This window comes from Thorsellia anophelis DSM 18579 (assembly GCF_900111395.1).
Lineage (GTDB): Bacteria > Pseudomonadota > Gammaproteobacteria > Enterobacterales > Thorselliaceae > Thorsellia > Thorsellia anophelis.
Genome location: NZ_FOHV01000001.1, coordinates 44,732 through 63,998, shown reverse-complemented (window position 1 = coordinate 63,998; position 19,267 = coordinate 44,732). Strand labels below are relative to the sequence as shown.

The 19,267-nt window shown below is 35.2% G+C and carries 18 protein-coding genes; 11 read left to right on the top strand and 7 right to left on the bottom strand.

What is annotated here, in order from left to right:
- Window positions 1–122: 122 nt before the first annotated feature.
- The 7 genes from BMW37_RS00285 to BMW37_RS00255 all read left to right on the top strand — a co-directional run bounded on the left by BMW37_RS00285 (window position 123) and on the right by BMW37_RS00255 (window position 6,720).
- Window positions 123–1,724 (top strand): SPOR domain-containing protein, encoded by a 1,602-nt coding sequence (locus BMW37_RS00285; protein ID WP_093316490.1) that lies wholly within the window; start codon window positions 123–125, stop codon window positions 1,722–1,724.
- A 49-nt stretch (window positions 1,725–1,773) separates the two neighbouring features.
- Window positions 1,774–2,598 carry a Dam family site-specific DNA-(adenine-N6)-methyltransferase gene (locus BMW37_RS00280; RefSeq protein WP_093316487.1) on the top strand — a complete coding sequence of 275 codons (825 nt, stop codon included), beginning with the start codon at window positions 1,774–1,776 and terminating at the stop codon, window positions 2,596–2,598.
- Between the two features lie 17 nt (window positions 2,599–2,615).
- The gene (gene rpe, locus BMW37_RS00275; RefSeq protein ID WP_093316484.1) at window positions 2,616–3,281 is read left to right on the top strand and encodes a ribulose-phosphate 3-epimerase; all 666 of its coding nucleotides are present in this window, start codon (window positions 2,616–2,618) and stop codon (window positions 3,279–3,281) included.
- 25 nt (window positions 3,282–3,306) lie between these two features.
- Window positions 3,307–3,996, top strand: a complete 690-nt coding sequence (locus tag BMW37_RS00270) for a phosphoglycolate phosphatase (protein ID WP_093316482.1) — start codon at window positions 3,307–3,309, stop codon at window positions 3,994–3,996.
- Between the two features lie 68 nt (window positions 3,997–4,064).
- Window positions 4,065–5,282: an amino acid aminotransferase gene (locus tag BMW37_RS00265; RefSeq protein WP_093316479.1), complete on the top strand. Its 1,218-nt coding sequence runs from the start codon at window positions 4,065–4,067 to the stop codon at window positions 5,280–5,282.
- 37 nt (window positions 5,283–5,319) lie between these two features.
- The gene (rsgA, locus tag BMW37_RS00260) at window positions 5,320–6,369 is read left to right on the top strand and encodes a small ribosomal subunit biogenesis GTPase RsgA (protein ID WP_093316478.1); all 1,050 of its coding nucleotides are present in this window, start codon (window positions 5,320–5,322) and stop codon (window positions 6,367–6,369) included.
- A gap of 42 nt (window positions 6,370–6,411) precedes the next feature.
- Complete coding sequence (locus BMW37_RS00255; protein ID WP_093316476.1) at window positions 6,412–6,720, top strand: hypothetical protein; 309 nt, start codon at window positions 6,412–6,414, stop codon at window positions 6,718–6,720.
- Window positions 6,721–6,737: 17 nt separating this feature from the next.
- Here BMW37_RS00255 and plsY read toward each other — a convergent pair whose 3' ends face one another.
- From plsY to BMW37_RS00240, 3 genes are all read right to left on the bottom strand, one after another.
- Window positions 6,738–7,343 (bottom strand): glycerol-3-phosphate 1-O-acyltransferase PlsY, encoded by a 606-nt coding sequence (gene plsY, locus BMW37_RS00250; RefSeq protein WP_093316473.1) that lies wholly within the window; start codon window positions 7,341–7,343, stop codon window positions 6,738–6,740.
- A gap of 46 nt (window positions 7,344–7,389) precedes the next feature.
- Window positions 7,390–8,472 (bottom strand): alanine racemase, encoded by a 1,083-nt coding sequence (alr, locus tag BMW37_RS00245; RefSeq protein WP_093316471.1) that lies wholly within the window; start codon window positions 8,470–8,472, stop codon window positions 7,390–7,392.
- 191 nt (window positions 8,473–8,663) lie between these two features.
- Entirely contained in the window at window positions 8,664–9,266 is a 603-nt protein-coding gene (locus tag BMW37_RS00240; RefSeq protein ID WP_093316468.1) for a DNA-3-methyladenine glycosylase I, read from the bottom strand.
- A gap of 257 nt (window positions 9,267–9,523) precedes the next feature.
- Here BMW37_RS00240 and pcnB point away from each other — a divergent pair, with 257 nt between their 5' ends.
- From pcnB to epmA, 3 genes are all read left to right on the top strand, one after another.
- Window positions 9,524–11,104: a polynucleotide adenylyltransferase PcnB gene (gene pcnB / locus BMW37_RS00235; RefSeq protein ID WP_093316466.1), complete on the top strand. Its 1,581-nt coding sequence runs from the start codon at window positions 9,524–9,526 to the stop codon at window positions 11,102–11,104.
- A 52-nt stretch (window positions 11,105–11,156) separates the two neighbouring features.
- The gene (folK, locus tag BMW37_RS00230; RefSeq protein WP_093316463.1) at window positions 11,157–11,672 is read left to right on the top strand and encodes a 2-amino-4-hydroxy-6-hydroxymethyldihydropteridine diphosphokinase; all 516 of its coding nucleotides are present in this window, start codon (window positions 11,157–11,159) and stop codon (window positions 11,670–11,672) included.
- 83 nt (window positions 11,673–11,755) lie between these two features.
- Window positions 11,756–12,733, top strand: coding sequence for an elongation factor P--(R)-beta-lysine ligase (epmA, locus tag BMW37_RS00225; protein WP_093316460.1), 978 nt, complete (start codon window positions 11,756–11,758; stop codon window positions 12,731–12,733).
- A gap of 939 nt (window positions 12,734–13,672) precedes the next feature.
- On the opposite strand, the gene ilvN is transcribed toward epmA, so the two are convergent.
- From ilvN to BMW37_RS00210, 3 genes are all read right to left on the bottom strand, one after another.
- Window positions 13,673–14,002 (bottom strand): acetolactate synthase small subunit, encoded by a 330-nt coding sequence (gene ilvN / locus BMW37_RS00220; RefSeq protein ID WP_093316457.1) that lies wholly within the window; start codon window positions 14,000–14,002, stop codon window positions 13,673–13,675.
- 13 nt (window positions 14,003–14,015) lie between these two features.
- Window positions 14,016–15,701: an acetolactate synthase large subunit gene (gene ilvB, locus BMW37_RS00215; RefSeq protein WP_093316454.1), complete on the bottom strand. Its 1,686-nt coding sequence runs from the start codon at window positions 15,699–15,701 to the stop codon at window positions 14,016–14,018.
- A gap of 570 nt (window positions 15,702–16,271) precedes the next feature.
- Window positions 16,272–16,508 (bottom strand): helix-turn-helix domain-containing protein, encoded by a 237-nt coding sequence (locus BMW37_RS00210; protein ID WP_093316452.1) that lies wholly within the window; start codon window positions 16,506–16,508, stop codon window positions 16,272–16,274.
- A gap of 151 nt (window positions 16,509–16,659) precedes the next feature.
- On the opposite strand from BMW37_RS00210, the gene BMW37_RS00205 reads away from it, so the two are divergent.
- Entirely contained in the window at window positions 16,660–17,502 is an 843-nt protein-coding gene (locus BMW37_RS00205; protein WP_093316449.1) for a LexA family transcriptional regulator, read from the top strand.
- Between the two features lie 125 nt (window positions 17,503–17,627).
- Here BMW37_RS00205 and ilvC read toward each other — a convergent pair whose 3' ends face one another.
- The gene (gene ilvC, locus BMW37_RS00200) at window positions 17,628–19,106 is read right to left on the bottom strand and encodes a ketol-acid reductoisomerase (RefSeq protein ID WP_093316447.1); all 1,479 of its coding nucleotides are present in this window, start codon (window positions 19,104–19,106) and stop codon (window positions 17,628–17,630) included.
- Window positions 19,107–19,267: the final 161 nt, after the last annotated feature.

The following is a 19,267-nucleotide window of genomic DNA, read 5'->3' as shown; positions in this document are numbered from 1 at the left end:
ATAGGTACTTATCTAATACTAAGTACTTATCATTATAAAATGGTTACCCAATACATCAGATAATCTTGGATAATACTAGATGTTATTGGAACATTTTTAAAGATAGAAAGAGGTTTTTAAGTATGGATAATTTTGAAATAGACAAACCAGAACGCATTATTAGAAGACATGGTGCAGCATCAAAACCTAAAAATAAATTAGGCTTTTATCTGTACATGAGTGCTGGTTTCATCATTTTAGTTGCATTACTCACTGCGATTTGGCTGTTACTAAAAGATCCTGAAATTCCTCAATCAGCAATATATTCAAATTCATCAAATGAGCCAGATATTTTAGCGGCAGAAACAAATGGTGTCTCAGTGCCTCTTAACATCAATACTCAGTCTATATCAGAGACAACCAATGAAGGTACAGGCATATCTCAAGAAATACAAATTCCAGTTGAAAATGAAATTGAATTAACACCTATTAATACAACTAGCAGCGCCAGTACAACAACAAATGAAGTAACACAATCACAAGGAGCAATTTCCAGCCTACCGCTTGATTATGCATTAGCTGGAAGTAAACCTATCACAAAATCAAATTCTGCTAACCAATCATTAGAAACAGCTCTAAGCTTAGAAAGTGCAAAAATTGATTTAAATAATAAAACCAGCAATGCTTCACAGACAATTACCCAACAGCCATCAGTTGAAGCGCCAAAAACAGAAAAAGTAATTCAAACAACTAATATTGTTCAAAATCAACTAAACAACGCTGCAGTACAACTTACGCCCCAAACTCCAAGTGAAGATTTATCTAAGGTTGCCCCTCAAACTTCCACAGAGCGGACCAATACACCACCACCGTCTAGCAGCAAAAATAACCCTGGTTTAATTGAATCGGCTAAAGCACCAACTAAAGTTCAACCTGCACAAGAAAGTATAGTCAGTCAAACTTCAACTGACTACACAAATGTACCTCCACCAGCTAATAATAAAAATAATCCTGGTGTGATTGAACCAGCTAAAACACAAGCCAAAGTTCAACCGGCACAAGAAAATGTAATCAGCCAAGCCTCGACTGACTACACAAATGCACCTCCGCCAGCCAAGAGCAAAAATAACCCTGGTGTAATTGAATCGGCTAGTTTAAAAACTAATGAGTCGCAATTAACGTCAAGCCAAGCAATTGTGCCTACACAAAAATCGTTAGAACCGATAAAACAATCTCAGCCTCAGAATCCCGTTGAGGCCACTAATCAGCAAAAAACAGTTACTCCTCAAACAGCTGTCATAAATAACTCAATACCTGAGGGACAAACCATTCCTCGTCCAGCTGCACCAAACACAATTACGACACCTGTAAACAATCCTACAGTGCAAGAATCAGCAAAATCTTTACAATCTCAAGAGAAACAAACTACTAGCCAAGAAACAAGTAGTCAGATAAAAACAAATCAATCTAACCAGATTAGTAATACTAATCAAAGAATTGATAATGGTCGCGGTGGTAATATTTCTATACAAGTAGCTTCTGCCTCTAGGCCAGAAGGTTTGCGTAAACTTGCCGTAGAACAAAATCTAACAACTGGCAGAGTAATTGAAACTGAGCGTAATGGTTCTAAATGGTATATTTTAGTAACGGGCCATTATGCTTCTCGAAATGAAGCTCAAAGAGCAATCAGTACGCTTCCAGCCCCATTACAAAAAAATAATCCGTGGGTGAGAGAAGCACCTTAACTATTTCATTATTGAATATTCCATTAAGAAAGAGTAACAATAATACATTATGAAACCTTATGATAAAAAAAGACCTTTCCTAAAATGGGCAGGCGGAAAATTTAAAAGCTTAGATATTATTAAACATCATTTACCTGACAGCGACTGTTTTATTGAGCCGTTTGTGGGAGCTGGCAGCGTATTTTTAAATACTGACTACCCAAACTATATATTGAATGATATTAATATTGATTTAATCAATTTGTTTAAAGTTGTGCAGACAAAACATGAAGATTACATCAAAGATGTGAGGGATTTATTCAAGCCAGAAAATAATAAGAAAGAAACATACTATCATTTACGAGAAAAATTTAATGCAAGTCGAGATGATTACGAACGTGCTTTGATTTTTTTATACCTCAATAAATTTGGGTTTAATGGATTATGTCGCTATAACTCAAAAGGAATTTTTAATGTTCCTTTTGGTAAATATAAAGCAGTGGGTTTTCAAGAAGAAAAAATTATCAATTTTGCTGAAAAAGCTCAAAATGCCACATTTTATTGTGAAGATTTTACTAAAATATTTAAAATAGCACCCAAAAATGCTGTTATTTATTGTGATCCGCCGTATGTCCCTTTGAATGATACATCGCTATTTACAAGCTATCATACAGATGGGTTTAGTCATGCAGAGCAAAGACGCTTAGCTGAATTAGCTATCGAAGGGGCAAAAACAAAACAGCAAACTGTGCTTATTTCAAATCACGATACTCTAGAAACAAGACAATGGTATAATTCTGCCCATATTGAAACTCTCAGTGTTAGAAGATTAATCAGTAGTAATGGCGACAGACCACAAAAAAATGAGTTATTAGCCATATATACCCCAAGCTAATCAAATAGGAATTTTTTATGCAACCAATTGTTATAGCTCCTTCTATTTTAGCCGCTAATTTTGCTAGATTAGGAGAAGAAACGCATAATGTGCTTAATGCAGGCGCGAACTGGATTCATTTTGATGTTATGGATAATCATTTTGTACCCAATCTCAGTTTTGGGCCAATGATCTGTGAAGCATTGAGAAAAGATGGTGTTACTGCCCCTATCGATGTTCATTTGATGGTTTCTCCTGTTGAGACTATGATTAGAGACTTTGCTAAAGCAGGGGCAAGTTCAATTACCTTTCACCCAGAGGCAACATTACATGTCGATAGAAACATACAGCTCATCAAAGATTTAGGTTGCCAAGCTGGATTGGCTCTCAATCCAGCTACACCATTAAATTGTTTAGATTATATATTAGATAAATTAGACCTTATTCTTGTTATGTCTGTGAATCCAGGTTTTGGTGGTCAAAGCTTTATTCCATCAGCATTGACTAAAATTAGAGACATACGCAAAAAAATAAATGAGACAGATCTCCCAATCCGTTTATCTGTAGATGGCGGTGTGAGTGAAAAAAATATAGCCTCAATTTATGAAGCAGGTGCTGACACTTTTGTTGCTGGCTCTGCTATTTTTGCAAAACCAGATTATAAGCACGCTATCGATTCAATGAAACAGGCCGTTTCTCTTTAAAAGGCGCCTAATTTGAGAGGTTTTTATGTATAACCAGACTCATATGATTAAAGCCATCGCATTTGATCTAGATGGTACTTTAGTAGATAGTTTACCAGGCCTCCACTCTGCATTAAATTCCGCATTACAGGATCTTAATTTGCACCAGGTCACTGCATTAGATGTAAAGGGGTGGATTGGAAATGGAATTGACGTATTACTTAGCCGAGCAATTCACTCAATTTTGCCAAATGATACATTGACGAGTGAAGAAATTAAATCACTTCGTTCTAGTTTTGATCTTCATTATGAGACTACTATGATATCTGGCACACACCTATTTGACGGTGTAATTAAGACACTTAATGAATTGAAAAAAAGTCAAATAAAATTAGCAATAGTCACCAATAAACCCTCACAATTTCTACCGGGTATCTTAAACGATCTAGGCCTAAGCAATTTTTTTTCAATTGTACTCGGTGCTGACGATGTGACCGTTAAAAAACCTCATCCTGCACCTCTTTACTCAGTTTTAAGCCAATTTGGGTTTTACGCTCAAGAATTATTATTTGTTGGCGACTCAAAAAATGATATTCAGTGCGCAAAATCAGCAGGATGCTTATCAGCAGGTTTAACTTATGGATATAATTACCATGAACCGATTGAAGCATCGAATCCAGATTTCTTACTAAATGATTTTCCAGCATTACTTAACATAGATAAACTGATGAAATAGATAAAGTGCAATCATAGTTAATGCACATTATATTTCACCAAACCATGACCTAATTTTAAGGAATTACTATGACTGAACGTTCATTATTTCAAAATATAGATGCTTATGCAGGTGACCCTATTTTATCTTTGATGGAAACCTTCAAACAAGATGCAAGGCCAGATAAAGTTAATTTAAGTATAGGGCTTTACTATAATGATGATGCCATAGTTCCCCAGCTCGAGTCAGTGGAAAAAGCAAAAAAAATTCTGACAGCTAATCAACAAACAGAAGCTTCCCTGTATTTGCCTATGGAAGGATTAGCATCTTACAGAAATGCGATTGCACAGTTGCTTTTCGGCGAAAAAAGCCCAAATATCAGCCAAAAGCGTATTGCGACTGTTCAAACTGTTGGTGGTTCAGGTGCTCTAAAAGTAGGTGCTGATTTCTTAAAACGTTATTTTCCTAAATCAGAAGTTTGGGTCAGTGATCCAACTTGGGAAAATCATGTTGCTATCTTTGAAGGTGCAGGGTTTGTCACCCATAAGTATCCTTATTTTGATAAAAAAACAGGCGGAGTGAATTTTTCAGCCATGTGTGAGACCCTACTTAGTCTACCTCCTCAAAGCATCATTTTACTCCATCCATGCTGCCATAACCCAACAGGCGCTGATTTAAGCGAAGAACAGTGGGATAAAGTGGTTCTAATTCTGAAAGATAAACAACTTATTCCTTTTTTAGATATTGCTTATCAAGGATTCGCAGAAAGCTTAGACCAAGACGCTTATGCGATAAGAGCAATAGCTAAAGCTGATATTAAGTGCTTTGTTAGCAATTCGTTTTCTAAAATTTTTTCACTGTATGGTGAACGAGTTGGTGGCCTTTCTGTATTATGCGATGATAATGAAACTGCCGAACGAGTATTAGGACAGTTAAAAGCAACCGTTAGACGTAACTATTCAAGCCCACCAAGTTTTGGTGCAAATTTAGTCGCTTACGTGCTTTGCAATCCAGAACTGAAACAACAATGGCAAAATGAAGTAAAATTGATGAAAAATCGAATTATTAGTATGCGTCAAGCACTGGTTGATGCATTAAAGCAAACTCTCCCTGAAAAAGATTTCAATTTTTTACTCAACCAACGTGGTATGTTCAGTTATACTGGCCTAAGTACAAGACAAGTAGATAGATTACGTGATGAGCACGGTGTTTACTTAATATCAAGTGGCCGTATGTGTATGGCTGGGTTAAATAATCAAAATGTAGAACGTGTTGCATCAGCAATTGCAGCAGTTCAAGAGCTATAACTAACCGTTATATAATCCGATTTAACATGAGTATTGAATGAGCAAAAAAAAATTATCCATTAGCCAGCGTCGACGTGTTGCTGATAATCAAAAAAAACGCCTAGATAGCGCAAATCATTCGTCAGTTTTAGAAGATGCACAATTTGGAGACCCTGTCGAAGGAATTGTCATAAGTCGCTTTGGCAAACAAGCCGATGTTGAATCCCCTAGTGGTCAAATTTTTCGTTGCCATATTCGCCGAACTCTGCCGGCTATTGTAACAGGCGATCATGTTGTCTGGAGGCCTAGCCAGAATATTGCAGTGCATGCAACTGGTATTATTGAAGCTCTGCATCCTAGACGATCTTTACTTTCTAGACCCGATATTTATGATGGTTTAAAACCAGTTGCTGCGAATATTGATCAAGTCTTTATTGTTTGCTCTCCCATTCCTGCGCTATCGTTAAATGTCATTGATAGATATTTAATTAGTTGTGAAGCTATGCATCTAGAGCCTATCATTTTATTAAATAAGATTGATCTAATCGAGGACCAGCAGCTATCTGAATATGAAACGATGCTCTCTATTTATACCAAAATTGGTTACAAAGTCATTTACGCTTCTAGTCACACTGAAGAAGGACTATCTACTATAAAACCGCTGTTAAACGATAAAGTCACTATTTTTGCCGGTCAATCTGGTGTTGGTAAATCAAGTATTCTCAATGCCTTACTGCCTGACCTAGATAACCCAATCTTAGTAAATGAGGTATCTGATATTTCTGGCTTAGGGCAACATACAACAACAAGTTCAAGATTATACCGACTCGAAGGAAATGGGAGTGTGATCGACTCACCAGGCATTAGAGAATTTGGGTTATGGCATTTAACTCGTGAAACCATTACTCAAGGATTTATTGAATTTCATGACTATTTAGGCGGCTGTAAATTCAGGGATTGTAAGCACTTAGACGATCCAGGATGCCTAATAACAGAAGCTGTCAACTCTGGAAAAATTAGTGAAATACGGTTTGAAAATTATCACCGTATTTTAGAAAGCGCCAAAGATGCTCAAAATAGGCGCTTTATGACGACCGATGACGAATAATCACATTCATCAGATACCGAAGCTACTTTTTAGGATTGAATCATGCAAAATCAACTTAAATCATCACTGTTCTCGATAGGTATTGTTTGCTTATCTTCTTTTATATCTTTGCCAGCTATAGCAGATGATTGCCAATACATAAAAGAACAATTAACCGTGATATCCAAAAAAGCCCAAAATTTAACACAAAGTGCTGAACGAAACCAGAATGTCGACTTACTACTGACATCTTTACTCAGTAACATTGACACGCTTGAAGAGCCTTCGAAAACGGAAGTTTGCTCAAATGCAAAACTTAAAATTGAACCACTATTAGATGGAATTGCAGCGTTAGAATTAGAATCAAAATAATAAACATAAAAACAGCATTACTTTTTACGCTTATTCAATCTAAACAGTTTAGATTCCCCACCTTTCCATAACCGTTCCAAATTATCGTGGTGACGCCAAATTATCAAACAAGCTAATACAGAGACTGGAAAGGTAAATTCGGGTCTAAACCACCAAATAAAGATTGGGGCAAGTACTGCAGTTATAACCGAAGCTAATGATGAATACCCACTTATTAAGACAACTAACAACCAGACTAATAAAATTAAACCACTTAAATCCCAGCCAATAGGAGCGATTGTTCCGAGTGCAGTAGCAACACCTTTTCCTCCTTTAAACTGGAAAAAAATTGGATAAATATGACCAATACAAACAGCGAGAGCAGTGAGACTGATATAAAGTAAAGGTAAATCTAAGCGATAAGCCAACCAAACCGGTAGCATCCCTTTTAATAAATCAAACATAAACACTAAAATAGACAAATACACTTTACCTGACCTGAATATATTTGCAGCGCCAGGATTGCATGACCCTATGGTTCTTGGGTCAGGAAGATTAAATACCTTGCTAAATAGGATAGCACCTGATACAGACCCCATTAAATAAGCAACAGCAGGAAACAAAAAAATAAAGTAAATAGGCATATCTATATTTAACTCAATAATATATTCATATCAACTTATGACGAAGTCATTCGTCAATGTATTCTAATTTTAAACGAGATGTTAATTGTGTCATTAATTCATAAGGAGACAATCCATTTTGTAACGCAATTCGCTCTATCGGTAAGGCTTTGCCCCATAAAATGACAGTATCTCCAACTTTGTCAGTTGCATTAGGACCTAAGTCAACCGTTATCATATCCATAGAAACTCTACCAATTAATGGTACTTCTCTACCATTAACTAAAACTGGTGTACCATTTTTTAAAGAGCGACTATAACCATCACCATATCCTATCGCAACAACGCCAATAGTCGTATCTCGATCACCAGTCCAAGTAGCATTGTAGCCTACACTTTCACCTTTGAGATGTCTACGCACAGCAATTAGACTACTTTCAAGTTGCATAACTGGCTTTAAATCAAAATCAATTGCGGGTTTATTAGTAAGAGGAGACACACCATATAAAATGATGCCTGCGCGATTTAAATCCCGCCTTGATTCAGGCCAAAAGAGGATGCCTCCAGATGCAGCAAGCGAGCTAAGTCCGATAGCTTTTGTTTGACTAAACGTATCAAATTGATTTATTTGATTCTGAGTAAGTGGGTTGTCTAATTCATCAGAGCATGCAAAATGTGTCATTAAATTGATGGGTTTTTCAACTATCGCAGAGCAACTTAACTGCATAAATGCATTTTCAGCCTCTTCCATGCGAATGCCTAATCGATGCATACCAGTATCTAATTTCAACCAAACTTTAATCAGTTGTTCTGACTTAAAAGCAAGTAGCATATCTAACTGCTCTTGACAATGGATAACGGTTTCTAATTGATGCTCTATCAATAGTGGTAGGCAATATTCACTAACAAATCCCTCTAAGAGTAAAATTGGAGAGGTGATTCCTGATTCCCTTAACGCTAATGCTTCATCAACTCTTGCAACTCCACAATAATCAGCAAAATGTAATGTTTTAGCAATTTCTAATGCGCCATGTCCATAACCATTAGCCTTCACTACAGCCATTAATTGACTATTTGGTGACAATTTTTTTAACGTATTATAATTATGAATGAGTGCAGATCGGTTTATGATGGCTGTGGCAGCTTTCATCGAATATCCTTAAACAAACTTTATATAAATGATTTTGTGCATTGATGCTAATGAATTTCATAATCTTAGTTGATTGAAAACCAGAAGATTAGTATTACCTAATAGTATATACTGAATTAGCTTCTCACTCATAAAAATAAAATCATATTCAGTATCATACTTCTTCTTATTAAATCTAATTAATATCATTTTCAATGACGTGCAATACAATCAGTCAAGTGATCATTAACTAAACCACATGCCTGCATAAAAGCGTAACAGATCGTTGGCCCTACAAATGTAAACCCTCTTTTTTTCAATTCCTTGGACATCAAAATAGCCTCATCTGTCACTGTAGGTATATCTGCCATAGAATTCACTCTGTTTAATTTCGGTTCACTATTTACAAATCCCCATATGAATTCAACAAAATTTTCCCCGTTCTGTTCCATAAGAAGTAAAGCTTTTGCATTTTTAACAATCGCATTCAATTTTAAACGGTTACGAATTAACCCTGGATCAGACAATAGCTCGCAAATATTTTTTTCACTAAATAATGCGACTTTTTCAGGAATAAACTGTTCAAAACAGGTATAATAGTGTTCACGTTTTTTTAAAACAGTATACCAAGAAAGCCCTGCTTGCTGCCCTTCTAAACAGAGCATAGCAAAAAGTTGTAAACGGTCATAACAAGGGACCCCCCATTCATGATCGTGGTAATCTATATATAATTGTGATTCTGTTACCCAATTACATCGTTTGGGACTATTATCTAATTTATCAACTGGATCTATAGAACTATTTTCATAAATCATAATGTTCCTCTTATTAAATACATTATGTGCTTGTAATTTTACTAAGATGTCATTAAACAATCTCTCTTAATAGTGTATCATTGCACTCATAGACTTGATAGGATAGCTTAATGTCTTTATCAAAAAACCCTTAATCAACATAACTACAAACACAATTGAGGTGTATTATTTTTAAGAGTATTACCAATCTATACCGGACTATAGTCAGCGGTAAATTAAAATCAGATTCATTAGATTATGGCTCATCGCAGCCTAATATGACGTCTTCACATAATGCTGAGTTATCCGCTAATGAAGCTCCGCGAAGGAAAAAAAAGTCTAATTCTAAACAACGTGTTACTAAACAAAACGAGATAACAAAAGAATCTAGAGCGAGAGAAGATCAGCGGGATGAACGCCAAAACTCACACATGCCTCGCAGAAATAAACCAAACCGAATCAGAAAAGGCCCAACACAAAGCCGAATCACTGACAACGGTTTAATTGAAACTATTATCCCAAGAGATAAGCATAACATCAGTCGTAATAATATTAGCTCAAATGCGACAAAAGTACTTTATCGCCTTAATAATGCAGGTTTTGAGGCATACCTGGTTGGAGGCGGAGTAAGAGATTTATTACTGGGAAATACACCTAAAGATTTTGACGTATGTACGAATGCTACACCAGCTCAAATAAAACGATTATTCGCAAATTGTAGAATTATTGGCAGACGATTTCAGCTTGCTCATATTGTTTATGGCCGTGAAATTATAGAAGTAGCAACATTTAGAGCGCCTCATGATGAAGAAACTGTAGATAAGAATGCTTCTGCACAAACCCAAAATGGTATGTTAACAAGAGATAATATTTTCGGCACACTTGAACAAGATGCAGCTAGGCGTGATTTTACTATTAACTGCCTTTATTATAATGTAGATGATTTTAGTGTAAAAGATTTTGCTGGGGGAATTGATGATCTCAAAGCCGGGCTCATCAAGTTAATTGGGGATCCTATTACTCGTTATCGCGAAGATCCTGTCCGAATGCTAAGAGCGGTTAGATTTGCAGCGAAACTGAATATGCAAATTAGTAAAGAAACTGCCGAACCAATATTTGAATTATCGCATTTATTAAAAGCTATTCCGCCTGCTAGATTGTTTGACGAATCACTTAAGCTATTACAAGGTGGCTATGGGTTAGCAAGTTTAAAAAAACTGCGTGAATTTAATTTATTTGGTGTGCTCTTTCCACTTTTAAATACATGGTTAGATGAACAAACTAATACTCCCTTTACACGTATGGTAGAGCAAGTTTTAATAAATACAGATCAAAGAATTGCTGACAATTTAGGGGTCAATCCTGCTTTTCTTTTTGCAGCGCTTCTTTGGTATCCCTTGCTAGAAAAATCTAAAACTATCAAAAATGAAGGCGGGTTAACGGATTATGATGCCTTTAACCTTGCAATGAATGATTTATTAGATGAACAGCACCGTACTCTTGCCATTCCAAAACGTTTAACTTTAATTATCCGTGAAATATGGCAACTTCAATCACAACTTGCTCGTCATCAAGGCCCTAAAGCATATAAGCTACTTGAACTCAATAAGTTCAGAGCTGGGTTTGATTTATTAAAACTCAGAGCATCTGTTGAACGTAATCAGGAGATACAAAATTTAGCTCAGTGGTGGGAAAATTTCCAAATTGAGAATCCTATCAGTCAAAGCCAGATAGAGGGCTCATCTAAGCGCAACAAAAGTGTTTATGCAAATGATTTACACGATGCAAATGACACTTATCCAAAACCAAAGCGTCACTTTAATAAACCAAGGCGTAAGAAGGCTATGCCTGAACAATAAGAAACTTGATACAAATAGATATATTTGACCAATCAACGAAGTAATTTAAAATATGAATGAACATAATACCATTACAGCAAATAACCCTTATCATACAGTATACTTGGCACTTGGAAGTAACCTAGGTGACCCGTATGCCAATGTTAATTTTGCAATAGAACAAATCAAAAAGTTGCCTAACTCGAAATGGATGTGTGTTTCAAGTTTCTATCGAACAAAACCACTAGGCGGCTTGTCACAAGATGATTATCTAAATGCCGTAGCATGTATAGAGACCCAATTATCCCCTATAGAATTACTAGATAAAACCCAATCAATTGAATTAAAAGCGGGGCGTATAAGAACGCAAGAGAGATTTGCTTCACGTACTTTAGATATAGATATACTACTATTTGGCAATGAGATCGTCGAAAATGATAGGTTAACAATTCCTCATTATGGATTGAAAAGCCGTGAATTTATGCTTTACCCTTTATTTGAGATTGCTCCCGATCTTATTTTACCTGAAGGAGAGTTTCTAAGTGCTCTTATCAGTAAAACTGATAAAAATGAGATGCAACCTTGGTAAGGCCATTATCAAATATTCACAATAAATTCAATTTTCACTAAAAAATAGCACAATTAAGTATTGCAATGGAAAATAAACTAAACATGTCTGAACAAAATATTAACTGGCAACCAACTGCTACAAATACTATATTAGTCAAGCGAGCAGAATTGATGCATAAAGTAAGACAATTTTTTGTTTCTAGAGGCATACTTGAAGTAGAAACACCTTCTTTAAGTCAGTCAGCAGTGACTGATAAACATTTGCATAGTTTTAAAACTCATTTTTTAGCTCCTAATTCATCAAAAGAAGAACCGCTATATCTTATTACTAGTCCTGAATACCATATGAAACGTATGGTCGCATCAGGAAGTGGCGCTATATTCCAAATATGTAAATGTTTTCGCAATGAAGAAGCAGGACGACTTCACAATCCAGAATTTACCATGTTAGAATGGTATCGTCCTTTTTACACAATGCTAAATTTAATCAATGAAGTAGATGACCTATTACAGTATATCCTAGAGACACAACCTTCTGAGCATTTAAGCTACCGCCATGCAATGCAATTACATCTCCAAATTGATCCACTTGATTCAACACTTAGTACTTTACAAAATAAAGCCCATAAGCTTGGATGGGATGGGGCGCTTTTAGAACAAGACAGGGATACTCTCCTGCAGTTTTTATTTTCAATTGGTGTTGAACCTAAAATTGGGCAGGAAAGACCCATTGTGATTTATCACTTCCCTGCTTCTCAAGCAGCATTAGCTAAACTCAGTGATGTCGACCACCGTGTTGCTGAACGATTTGAGTTCTATTATAAAGGTATTGAACTGGCAAATGGTTTTCATGAATTAACTTGTCCAATTGAGCAACGTAAAAGATTTGAACTGGATAATATCCAAAGGCAAAAATCAAATCTTGAATTAATGCCTATTGACGAATTTTTATTGGCCGCATTAGTCCATGGTATGCCCCCAACCTCCGGTGTTGCACTTGGACTAGATAGATTATTCATGCTTGCTTTAAACAAAACATCAATAAAAGAAGTGCTAGCATACCCAGTAGAATTATCCTAAATGACTCTAAAAATTCTTAAACTGAAACACTCGCTTTATATGATTGATTGTAATTTCTAACTGTAAACTTAACACAGCTAATCAACACTTTAGTAATTAACGAACCTAATCTTATAAAATAATGCAGCATATTCTTCAATAATTACCTATTTCTCGCTCCTTTAATCGTAAAGATTCCGAAAATTTAAATAAAATTTTTGTCTAAAATCGCCGTAAAAACTTTCATCTTTTTTACACACTAAATAAACCTAAAATTTAAATTTAATTAATGCATTGTATTTAAATAGGTTCCCTCCAATAAACTGTAAATTAAAAATAGATTTAAATTAGTTACATCCTTCTTTTTAGCTTTTATAAAAAAACGTTACGCTAATATGAGATTTTTACATCATAGAACTTATATATAATTTAAAAACAAAAAAGCGCTGTTCTAAGGCTTTTAAATTTTAGTTCCTATTACTTAACCAATTTTAGAAGAAAACCTTATGAAAAAACTAAGACGTTCTATATCTTTATTATTAATATTTCACTCCATACTGACAAAATCGAACAAAGAAAACTTTACTTATGAACAATATTTCAATAAACCATGGTATCTATCAAAAAATCGAAAGATAACTGCAAAGGAAATAAACTTATTTTTATTTCTTATTCAAAATCAGTTATATTTAACAATTAAAATATTCTCAGCAATTTTAATTTCGATTTACATCATATTAGGCATCCTTACTTTTTCAATTTTTCATTACGGGCTAAGGTATATATCCAATATATTTACATAACATTAGACTAAAAATGAAATTATGAAATAAGTAGAAAATTAATTAACAAAATGAAGGTTTACAATTATTAAGGTGTTTACCTTCATTTTTTATTACATAATAAATTATCTCAGGCTAATTCACACAGGATGATCTCCAAATACAAATTCTAAAAAAATTAAATTTGCTCATTAAAATAAGGGGCTACCCTATGAAAAATTGGATGGTTACCTGGATATTGTATTACATCAGCGACATCTTGTAATTTTTTTAACTGAGCTATAATTTGTTTTAATCTACTATCTTGGGTAACCTTTAACCAAATACGGCTAGAGGAGGAATTGCTGCCCTGTATCGGTAAACAGAGTATACCTTCCATATTAAAGGCCCTCCTAGCAAATAATCCACAAATATGTGACATTACACCAGGATGATTTCTGACAGTTAAGGCTAATATAGCATATTGGGTTTGAGACTGTTTAGATTCAATTAGCGCCGAATTTGTCATTTTGATTCTCCTTTTAAGCATTGATCATATTAATATTTGAAGCACCAGGCACAACAACAGGGTAAACTTTATTGTGTAAGTCAATAAAAGCATGAATCAAACATGGTCCTTCTGAATTAAGGGCACCTTGTAATGCTACAGCTGGATTAATTGACTGGTTTAAATCAAATGTTCTTAATCCAAATCCCTCTGCTATTTTTAGAAAATTTGTCTGACAATGATAAGTGGAGGCATAGATTTGATTATCATAAAAAAGAGATTGTTGTTGATGGACCATTCCTAATGCTCTATTATTTAATAATATAATTTTCACGTTAAGCTGATGTTCTACTAAAGTTGCCATTTCTTGAAGGTTCATCATGATACTTCCATCACCAGTAAAGCATAAAACTTGACGCCCTGGACAAGCAATAGCTGCGCCTATTGCTGCAGGCAAGCCAAACCCCATCGTACCTAATCCACCTGAGGTTAACCACTGTCTCGGTGTTAACATAGGATAAACTTGAGCAACCCACATCTGATGCTGTCCCACATCTGTTGTAATAATAGCATCCTCAGCTGCATATTCAGCACAATGATAAATTAGCCCATAGTGAGATAAAGGATCATCTTTATTCTCTGTAATTAATGGGTAATCTGCTTTAACTTTAGTAATTCTCTCAAGCCAATCATAGCGTTCATTAGGGCTAATGTACTCTATTAATTGCCTTATAACGGCAGCAGCATCAGCTTCAATGGCAATATTAGCAACCTTAATTTTATCAATTTCTGCAGCATCAATATCGATATGTATAATTTTAGCATTAGGACAAAACTCTGTTACTTTTCCAACGGCCCTATCATCGAATCGAGCACCTATCACAATTAATAAATCTGCTTCATTTAAGATAAGGTTCGTGTAACGTGCAGCATGCATGCCTAACATTCCAATCGAAAGAGGATGAGTTGTTGGAATTGCACCTAGCCCCATAAGGGTCATAGTGGTCGGTAATGAAGATAACTCAGCAAGAGATAAAGCTTCGCTGGAAGCATTTGAGTGAATAATCCCCCCACCTAAATACAAAATAGGTCTTTTTGAGTGATTAATCCAATCAGCAGCATCTTTAATTAATTGTTCTATACTATGACTACGATGATTATATGTACTTGGTTTCCCAATAGAAGCTAATTGATCGGTAACATCTTCAAGCGCAATTTTAGCCATTAAAACATCCTTAGGGATGTCTAACCATACAGGCCCGGGCCTTCCATCTTTAGCTAGCTCAAACGCTTCAATCAAGCTTGGCACCAAATCGATAATGTCTCTTACAAGATAATTATACTTTGTGATAGGAATAGAAATCCCATAAGTATCTATTTCTTGAAAAGCATCAGTACCAATTAAATTATTAGCTACTTGAGCTGTAATGCATACTAAAGGGATTGAATCTAGTTTTGCATCTGCGATAGCGGTGACTAAATTTGTTGCACCTGGCCCACTAGAAGAAATACACACAGCTGGTTTACCTGTTGCACGAGCTATACCTTGGGCAATAAAACCAGCGCCTTGTTCGTGCCTTGCTAAAATATGTTTTATTTTTTTGCTATGACTTAATGCATCATAGAGTGGGAGCGCGGCCCCACCTGGTATACCTGCTATTTGGGTAATATTTTGGAGTTCTAAGACTTTAACAATTAATTCAGCACCTGTCATCTGCATAATACGTTCCTTTTCAAAGCTTAGCCGAGCAAGCTAGATTAAAATAGAACCGGTATCATCAGTGAGGTACAAATAAAAAACCCCACCGATTTTAGCCGGTGGGGTTTAAGCAATTTTGCGTTATGTTCCCATCACGGCTGATTGCCGACGACGACCACCACAACAGAAACAAGCACAAGCGCACCTAATAAATTAGATGTGCACTTTGCTAGTATATTTATCATAGTAGTTAGGTTCATAACGTAGAATCTCAATTTAGTTAATCAATCTATATCGAATATACCTAATTACATCAAATTGATCAAATTAAATCAACCTGAAAGGGAAGTGTGTCAGGTTGATCATCTAAAAATGTGAACTAAATCACATAGAGCATGTTTTGCATAACGCATATTATTAAAATTTAAGCCGCTTCACTATAAGTTATCAACGACCTAATAGGGTGATACTACCAAGTAGGGTGATACTACCAAGCTATAAACCCAGTACATTTTTGCACGTAACCTGCAATACACTACTCGTGGATTCGTACAATAATTTAAATCATACTAATAAATGAAATATGAATCATCAACCAGTTTTATTTTTTGTATATCGACTCGGCCAAATCACCTCAGCTTCAATACCAATTGCTTCTGCTATAAGCCTCTCACCTTTGGGCCAGCGTCTTACTAAGGTATTTTTCAATGTATCAGGTGCTAACCCTGCTGCCCTTGAAACTTGCCTCAAATTTGTTCCTTTTTTTTCTAAAGCTGCACGAATATCAGCTGGATGCCAATCTAATATTTGTTGATTACGTAATATCATAGTATGATTCCTTTCATGTTATCCGGTTAGATAGTATTTAAATCCTAAAGCACATAAAAAACGTATTAATACACTAAGATAACGGATTAAAACACCAAAATCAACTAAAAAAAGTTTTTTTATCCTATAAAACTCATTCAAAGGAAGGAATATGAGCAATAAATCAAGTACGCAAAAAAAAATCATCCAAAGTTATCATGATGAATATAACGTTCATGATTCATTTCCGAGTCGGTTAAAATTAATACTCAAAGATACTTCATATAGTGCGTTTTCAAAACAAACTGGATTATCCGACAAAAGTATACGCGATTATGTAAATGGTAAAACGACCCCTAATTTAGAAAAAGTAAAACTTTTTGCGGAACTAAAAAACTGTAGTGTTACTTGGTTAGCATTTGGTATTGGACCTAAAGATGCATCAAAAGCTCAACCACATGGTTTGCTTGCATGCGAACCTACCCCAAATAATACTGGATATAATTGGCAAATTTTAGATGCCTTAAACCCAGAAAGCAGATTAGTGGTACTAACGGATATTGCGCTAAATCAAAGTATTCAAAATATTAATAAAAAAAACAATCCCAAAGAAGTAGATTATGAAAAAATCTCGTATGCAGCGGTAGATAATCTTAACAGGCAAAATAAAACGACTTTAAGTATCCCATTTAATCTTTCTTTTATTGAGTCAACACTAAATGCAAATCCAGATCATCTATCTGTTTTTGAAGTAATAAGCGATAGTATGACTCCCATGATTAACCCTCAAGATCATATAATTATCAATCATATTGATAAGACCTTAAGCGAAGGGATATATTTGATTTATATAAATGGCACACCAACAATTCGCCATATTCAACAAATGACAGGAAATAGATTAAATTTAAGCTGTAGTAATCCAAATTTTACAAATGAGGAAGTTGATAAGGATAATTATCCGGATGAATTTCAAATTCTAGGTAAGGTAATTTGGGTAGGTAAAATTCTTTAACTGAGCATAAATGATAATGACTTAGTACTAAAAAATAAAAAGTTTAACCTGCAATTGATTAGTGCCTGATATCAAATAAAACCTTTAATTTGATATCAGGCAACTGTTCTATTAATCGCTACTAATTAACCTGCAACTGAAATACGTTTCATATCAGTCATGTAACCACGGAGTTTCGCACCTATAGACTCAATTGGGTGATTACGGATAGATTCATTAGCATCTCTAAGTTGAACGTTATCTACTTCACCTTCTTTAATTGCTTGTCCTAAATCACCAGGTTGAAGTTTTGACATAAACGTTTTTAATAGTGGTACAGCGGCATTAGCAAAAAGGTAATTACCATATTCAGCTGTATCAGAAATAACAACATTCATTTCATATAAACGCTTACGAGCGATAGTATTAGCAATTAAAGGTAATTCATGAAGTGATTCATAATATGCAGATTCTTCAATAATCCCTGCATCAACCATTGTTTCAAATGCTAACTCAACACCTGCTTTTACCATAGCTATCATTACAATACCGTGGTCGAAATAAGTTTGTTCTTCAATTTTTTCATCTGTTAGTGTTGAATTTTCAAACGCAGATTTACCTGTTTCTTCGCGCCAAGTTAATAATTTTTTATCATCATTAGCCCAATCAGCCATCATACCCGCAGAAAATTCACCTGCAATGATATCATCCATATGCTTTTGGAATAGAGGAGCCATTATAACTTTTAACTCTTCAGATAAAGCTAGTGCACGTAATTTTGCAGTATTGTTCAGTCTATCCATCATTAACGTAATACCACCTTGCTTTAAGGCTTCCGTTATAGTTTCCCAACCGAACTGGATAAGTTTTGCTGCATATTTAGGGTCAACTTTATCTGCAACCATTTTATCAAAACATAAAAGAGAACCCGCTTGTAACATGCCACACAGGATTGTTTGCTCTCCCATTAAGTCTGACTTAACTTCAGCAACAAAAGAAGATTCAAGCACACCAGCGCGGTGCCCACCTGTTGCAGCCGCCCAAGCTTTTGCAATAGCAAGACCTTCTCCTTTAGGATCATTTTCTGGGTGAACAGCTATTAGCGTAGGTACACCAAATCCACGTTTATACTCTTCACGTACTTCAGTACCTGGGCATTTAGGTGCAACCATAACAACCGTCAAATCAGAACGAATTTGCTCACCAACTTCAACAATATTAAAACCATGTGAATATCCCAATGCTGCCCCATTTTTCATGAGAGGCTGAACATCTGCAACAACTTTAGAATGTTGTTTATCTGGTGTTAAATTAATGACAAGGTCAGCTGTAGGTAATAATTCTTCATAAGTTCCTACTTTAAATCCATTCTCAGTAGCGCGTTTAAATGAATCCCTTTTTTGTTCAATTGCTTCTTTTCTTAAAGCATAAGCAACATCTAAGCCAGAGTCTCTCATATTTAACCCTTGGTTTAACCCTTGGGCACCACAACCTACTATTACAACTTTCTTCCCTTTAAGAAAATCAGCTTCCCCAGCAAACTCACTGCGTGACATAAAACGACACTTACCTAACTGAGCAAGTTGCTGCCTTAAATTTAAAGTATTAAAATAATTATTAGCCATTATGTTACTCTCTCCAAAAATATCTGAATAAATAGTTATGTGATATATTGTTAACCAATTCAAGATAACCATGATAGAGGTTTACAATCATATTAATTAGTATACTGATTTTTTTCATTGCCAAAAGTGAAATATATAGGATTATTTATTTCACTTTATGC

Bases quoted from the DNA above. Each gene is read 5' to 3' on its own strand.
- BMW37_RS00285 (WP_093316490.1), top strand. From the start codon at position 123: ATGGATAATTTTGAAATAGACAAACCAGAACGCATTATTAGAAGACAT.
- BMW37_RS00280 (WP_093316487.1), top strand. From the start codon at position 1,774: ATGAAACCTTATGATAAAAAAAGACCTTTCCTAAAATGGGCAGGCGGA.
- rpe (WP_093316484.1), top strand. From the start codon at position 2,616: ATGCAACCAATTGTTATAGCTCCTTCTATTTTAGCCGCTAATTTTGCT.
- BMW37_RS00270 (WP_093316482.1), top strand. From the start codon at position 3,307: ATGTATAACCAGACTCATATGATTAAAGCCATCGCATTTGATCTAGAT.
- BMW37_RS00265 (WP_093316479.1), top strand. From the start codon at position 4,065: ATGACTGAACGTTCATTATTTCAAAATATAGATGCTTATGCAGGTGAC.
- rsgA (WP_093316478.1), top strand. From the start codon at position 5,320: ATGAGCAAAAAAAAATTATCCATTAGCCAGCGTCGACGTGTTGCTGAT.
- BMW37_RS00255 (WP_093316476.1), top strand. From the start codon at position 6,412: ATGCAAAATCAACTTAAATCATCACTGTTCTCGATAGGTATTGTTTGC.
- plsY (WP_093316473.1), bottom strand. From the start codon at position 7,343: ATGCCTATTTACTTTATTTTTTTGTTTCCTGCTGTTGCTTATTTAATG.
- alr (WP_093316471.1), bottom strand. From the start codon at position 8,472: ATGAAAGCTGCCACAGCCATCATAAACCGATCTGCACTCATTCATAAT.
- BMW37_RS00240 (WP_093316468.1), bottom strand. From the start codon at position 9,266: ATGATTTATGAAAATAGTTCTATAGATCCAGTTGATAAATTAGATAAT.
- pcnB (WP_093316466.1), top strand. From the start codon at position 9,524: ATGACGTCTTCACATAATGCTGAGTTATCCGCTAATGAAGCTCCGCGA.
- folK (WP_093316463.1), top strand. From the start codon at position 11,157: ATGAATGAACATAATACCATTACAGCAAATAACCCTTATCATACAGTA.
- epmA (WP_093316460.1), top strand. From the start codon at position 11,756: ATGTCTGAACAAAATATTAACTGGCAACCAACTGCTACAAATACTATA.
- ilvN (WP_093316457.1), bottom strand. From the start codon at position 14,002: ATGACAAATTCGGCGCTAATTGAATCTAAACAGTCTCAAACCCAATAT.
- ilvB (WP_093316454.1), bottom strand. From the start codon at position 15,701: ATGCAGATGACAGGTGCTGAATTAATTGTTAAAGTCTTAGAACTCCAA.
- BMW37_RS00210 (WP_093316452.1), bottom strand. From the start codon at position 16,508: ATGATATTACGTAATCAACAAATATTAGATTGGCATCCAGCTGATATT.
- BMW37_RS00205 (WP_093316449.1), top strand. From the start codon at position 16,660: ATGAGCAATAAATCAAGTACGCAAAAAAAAATCATCCAAAGTTATCAT.
- ilvC (WP_093316447.1), bottom strand. From the start codon at position 19,106: ATGGCTAATAATTATTTTAATACTTTAAATTTAAGGCAGCAACTTGCT.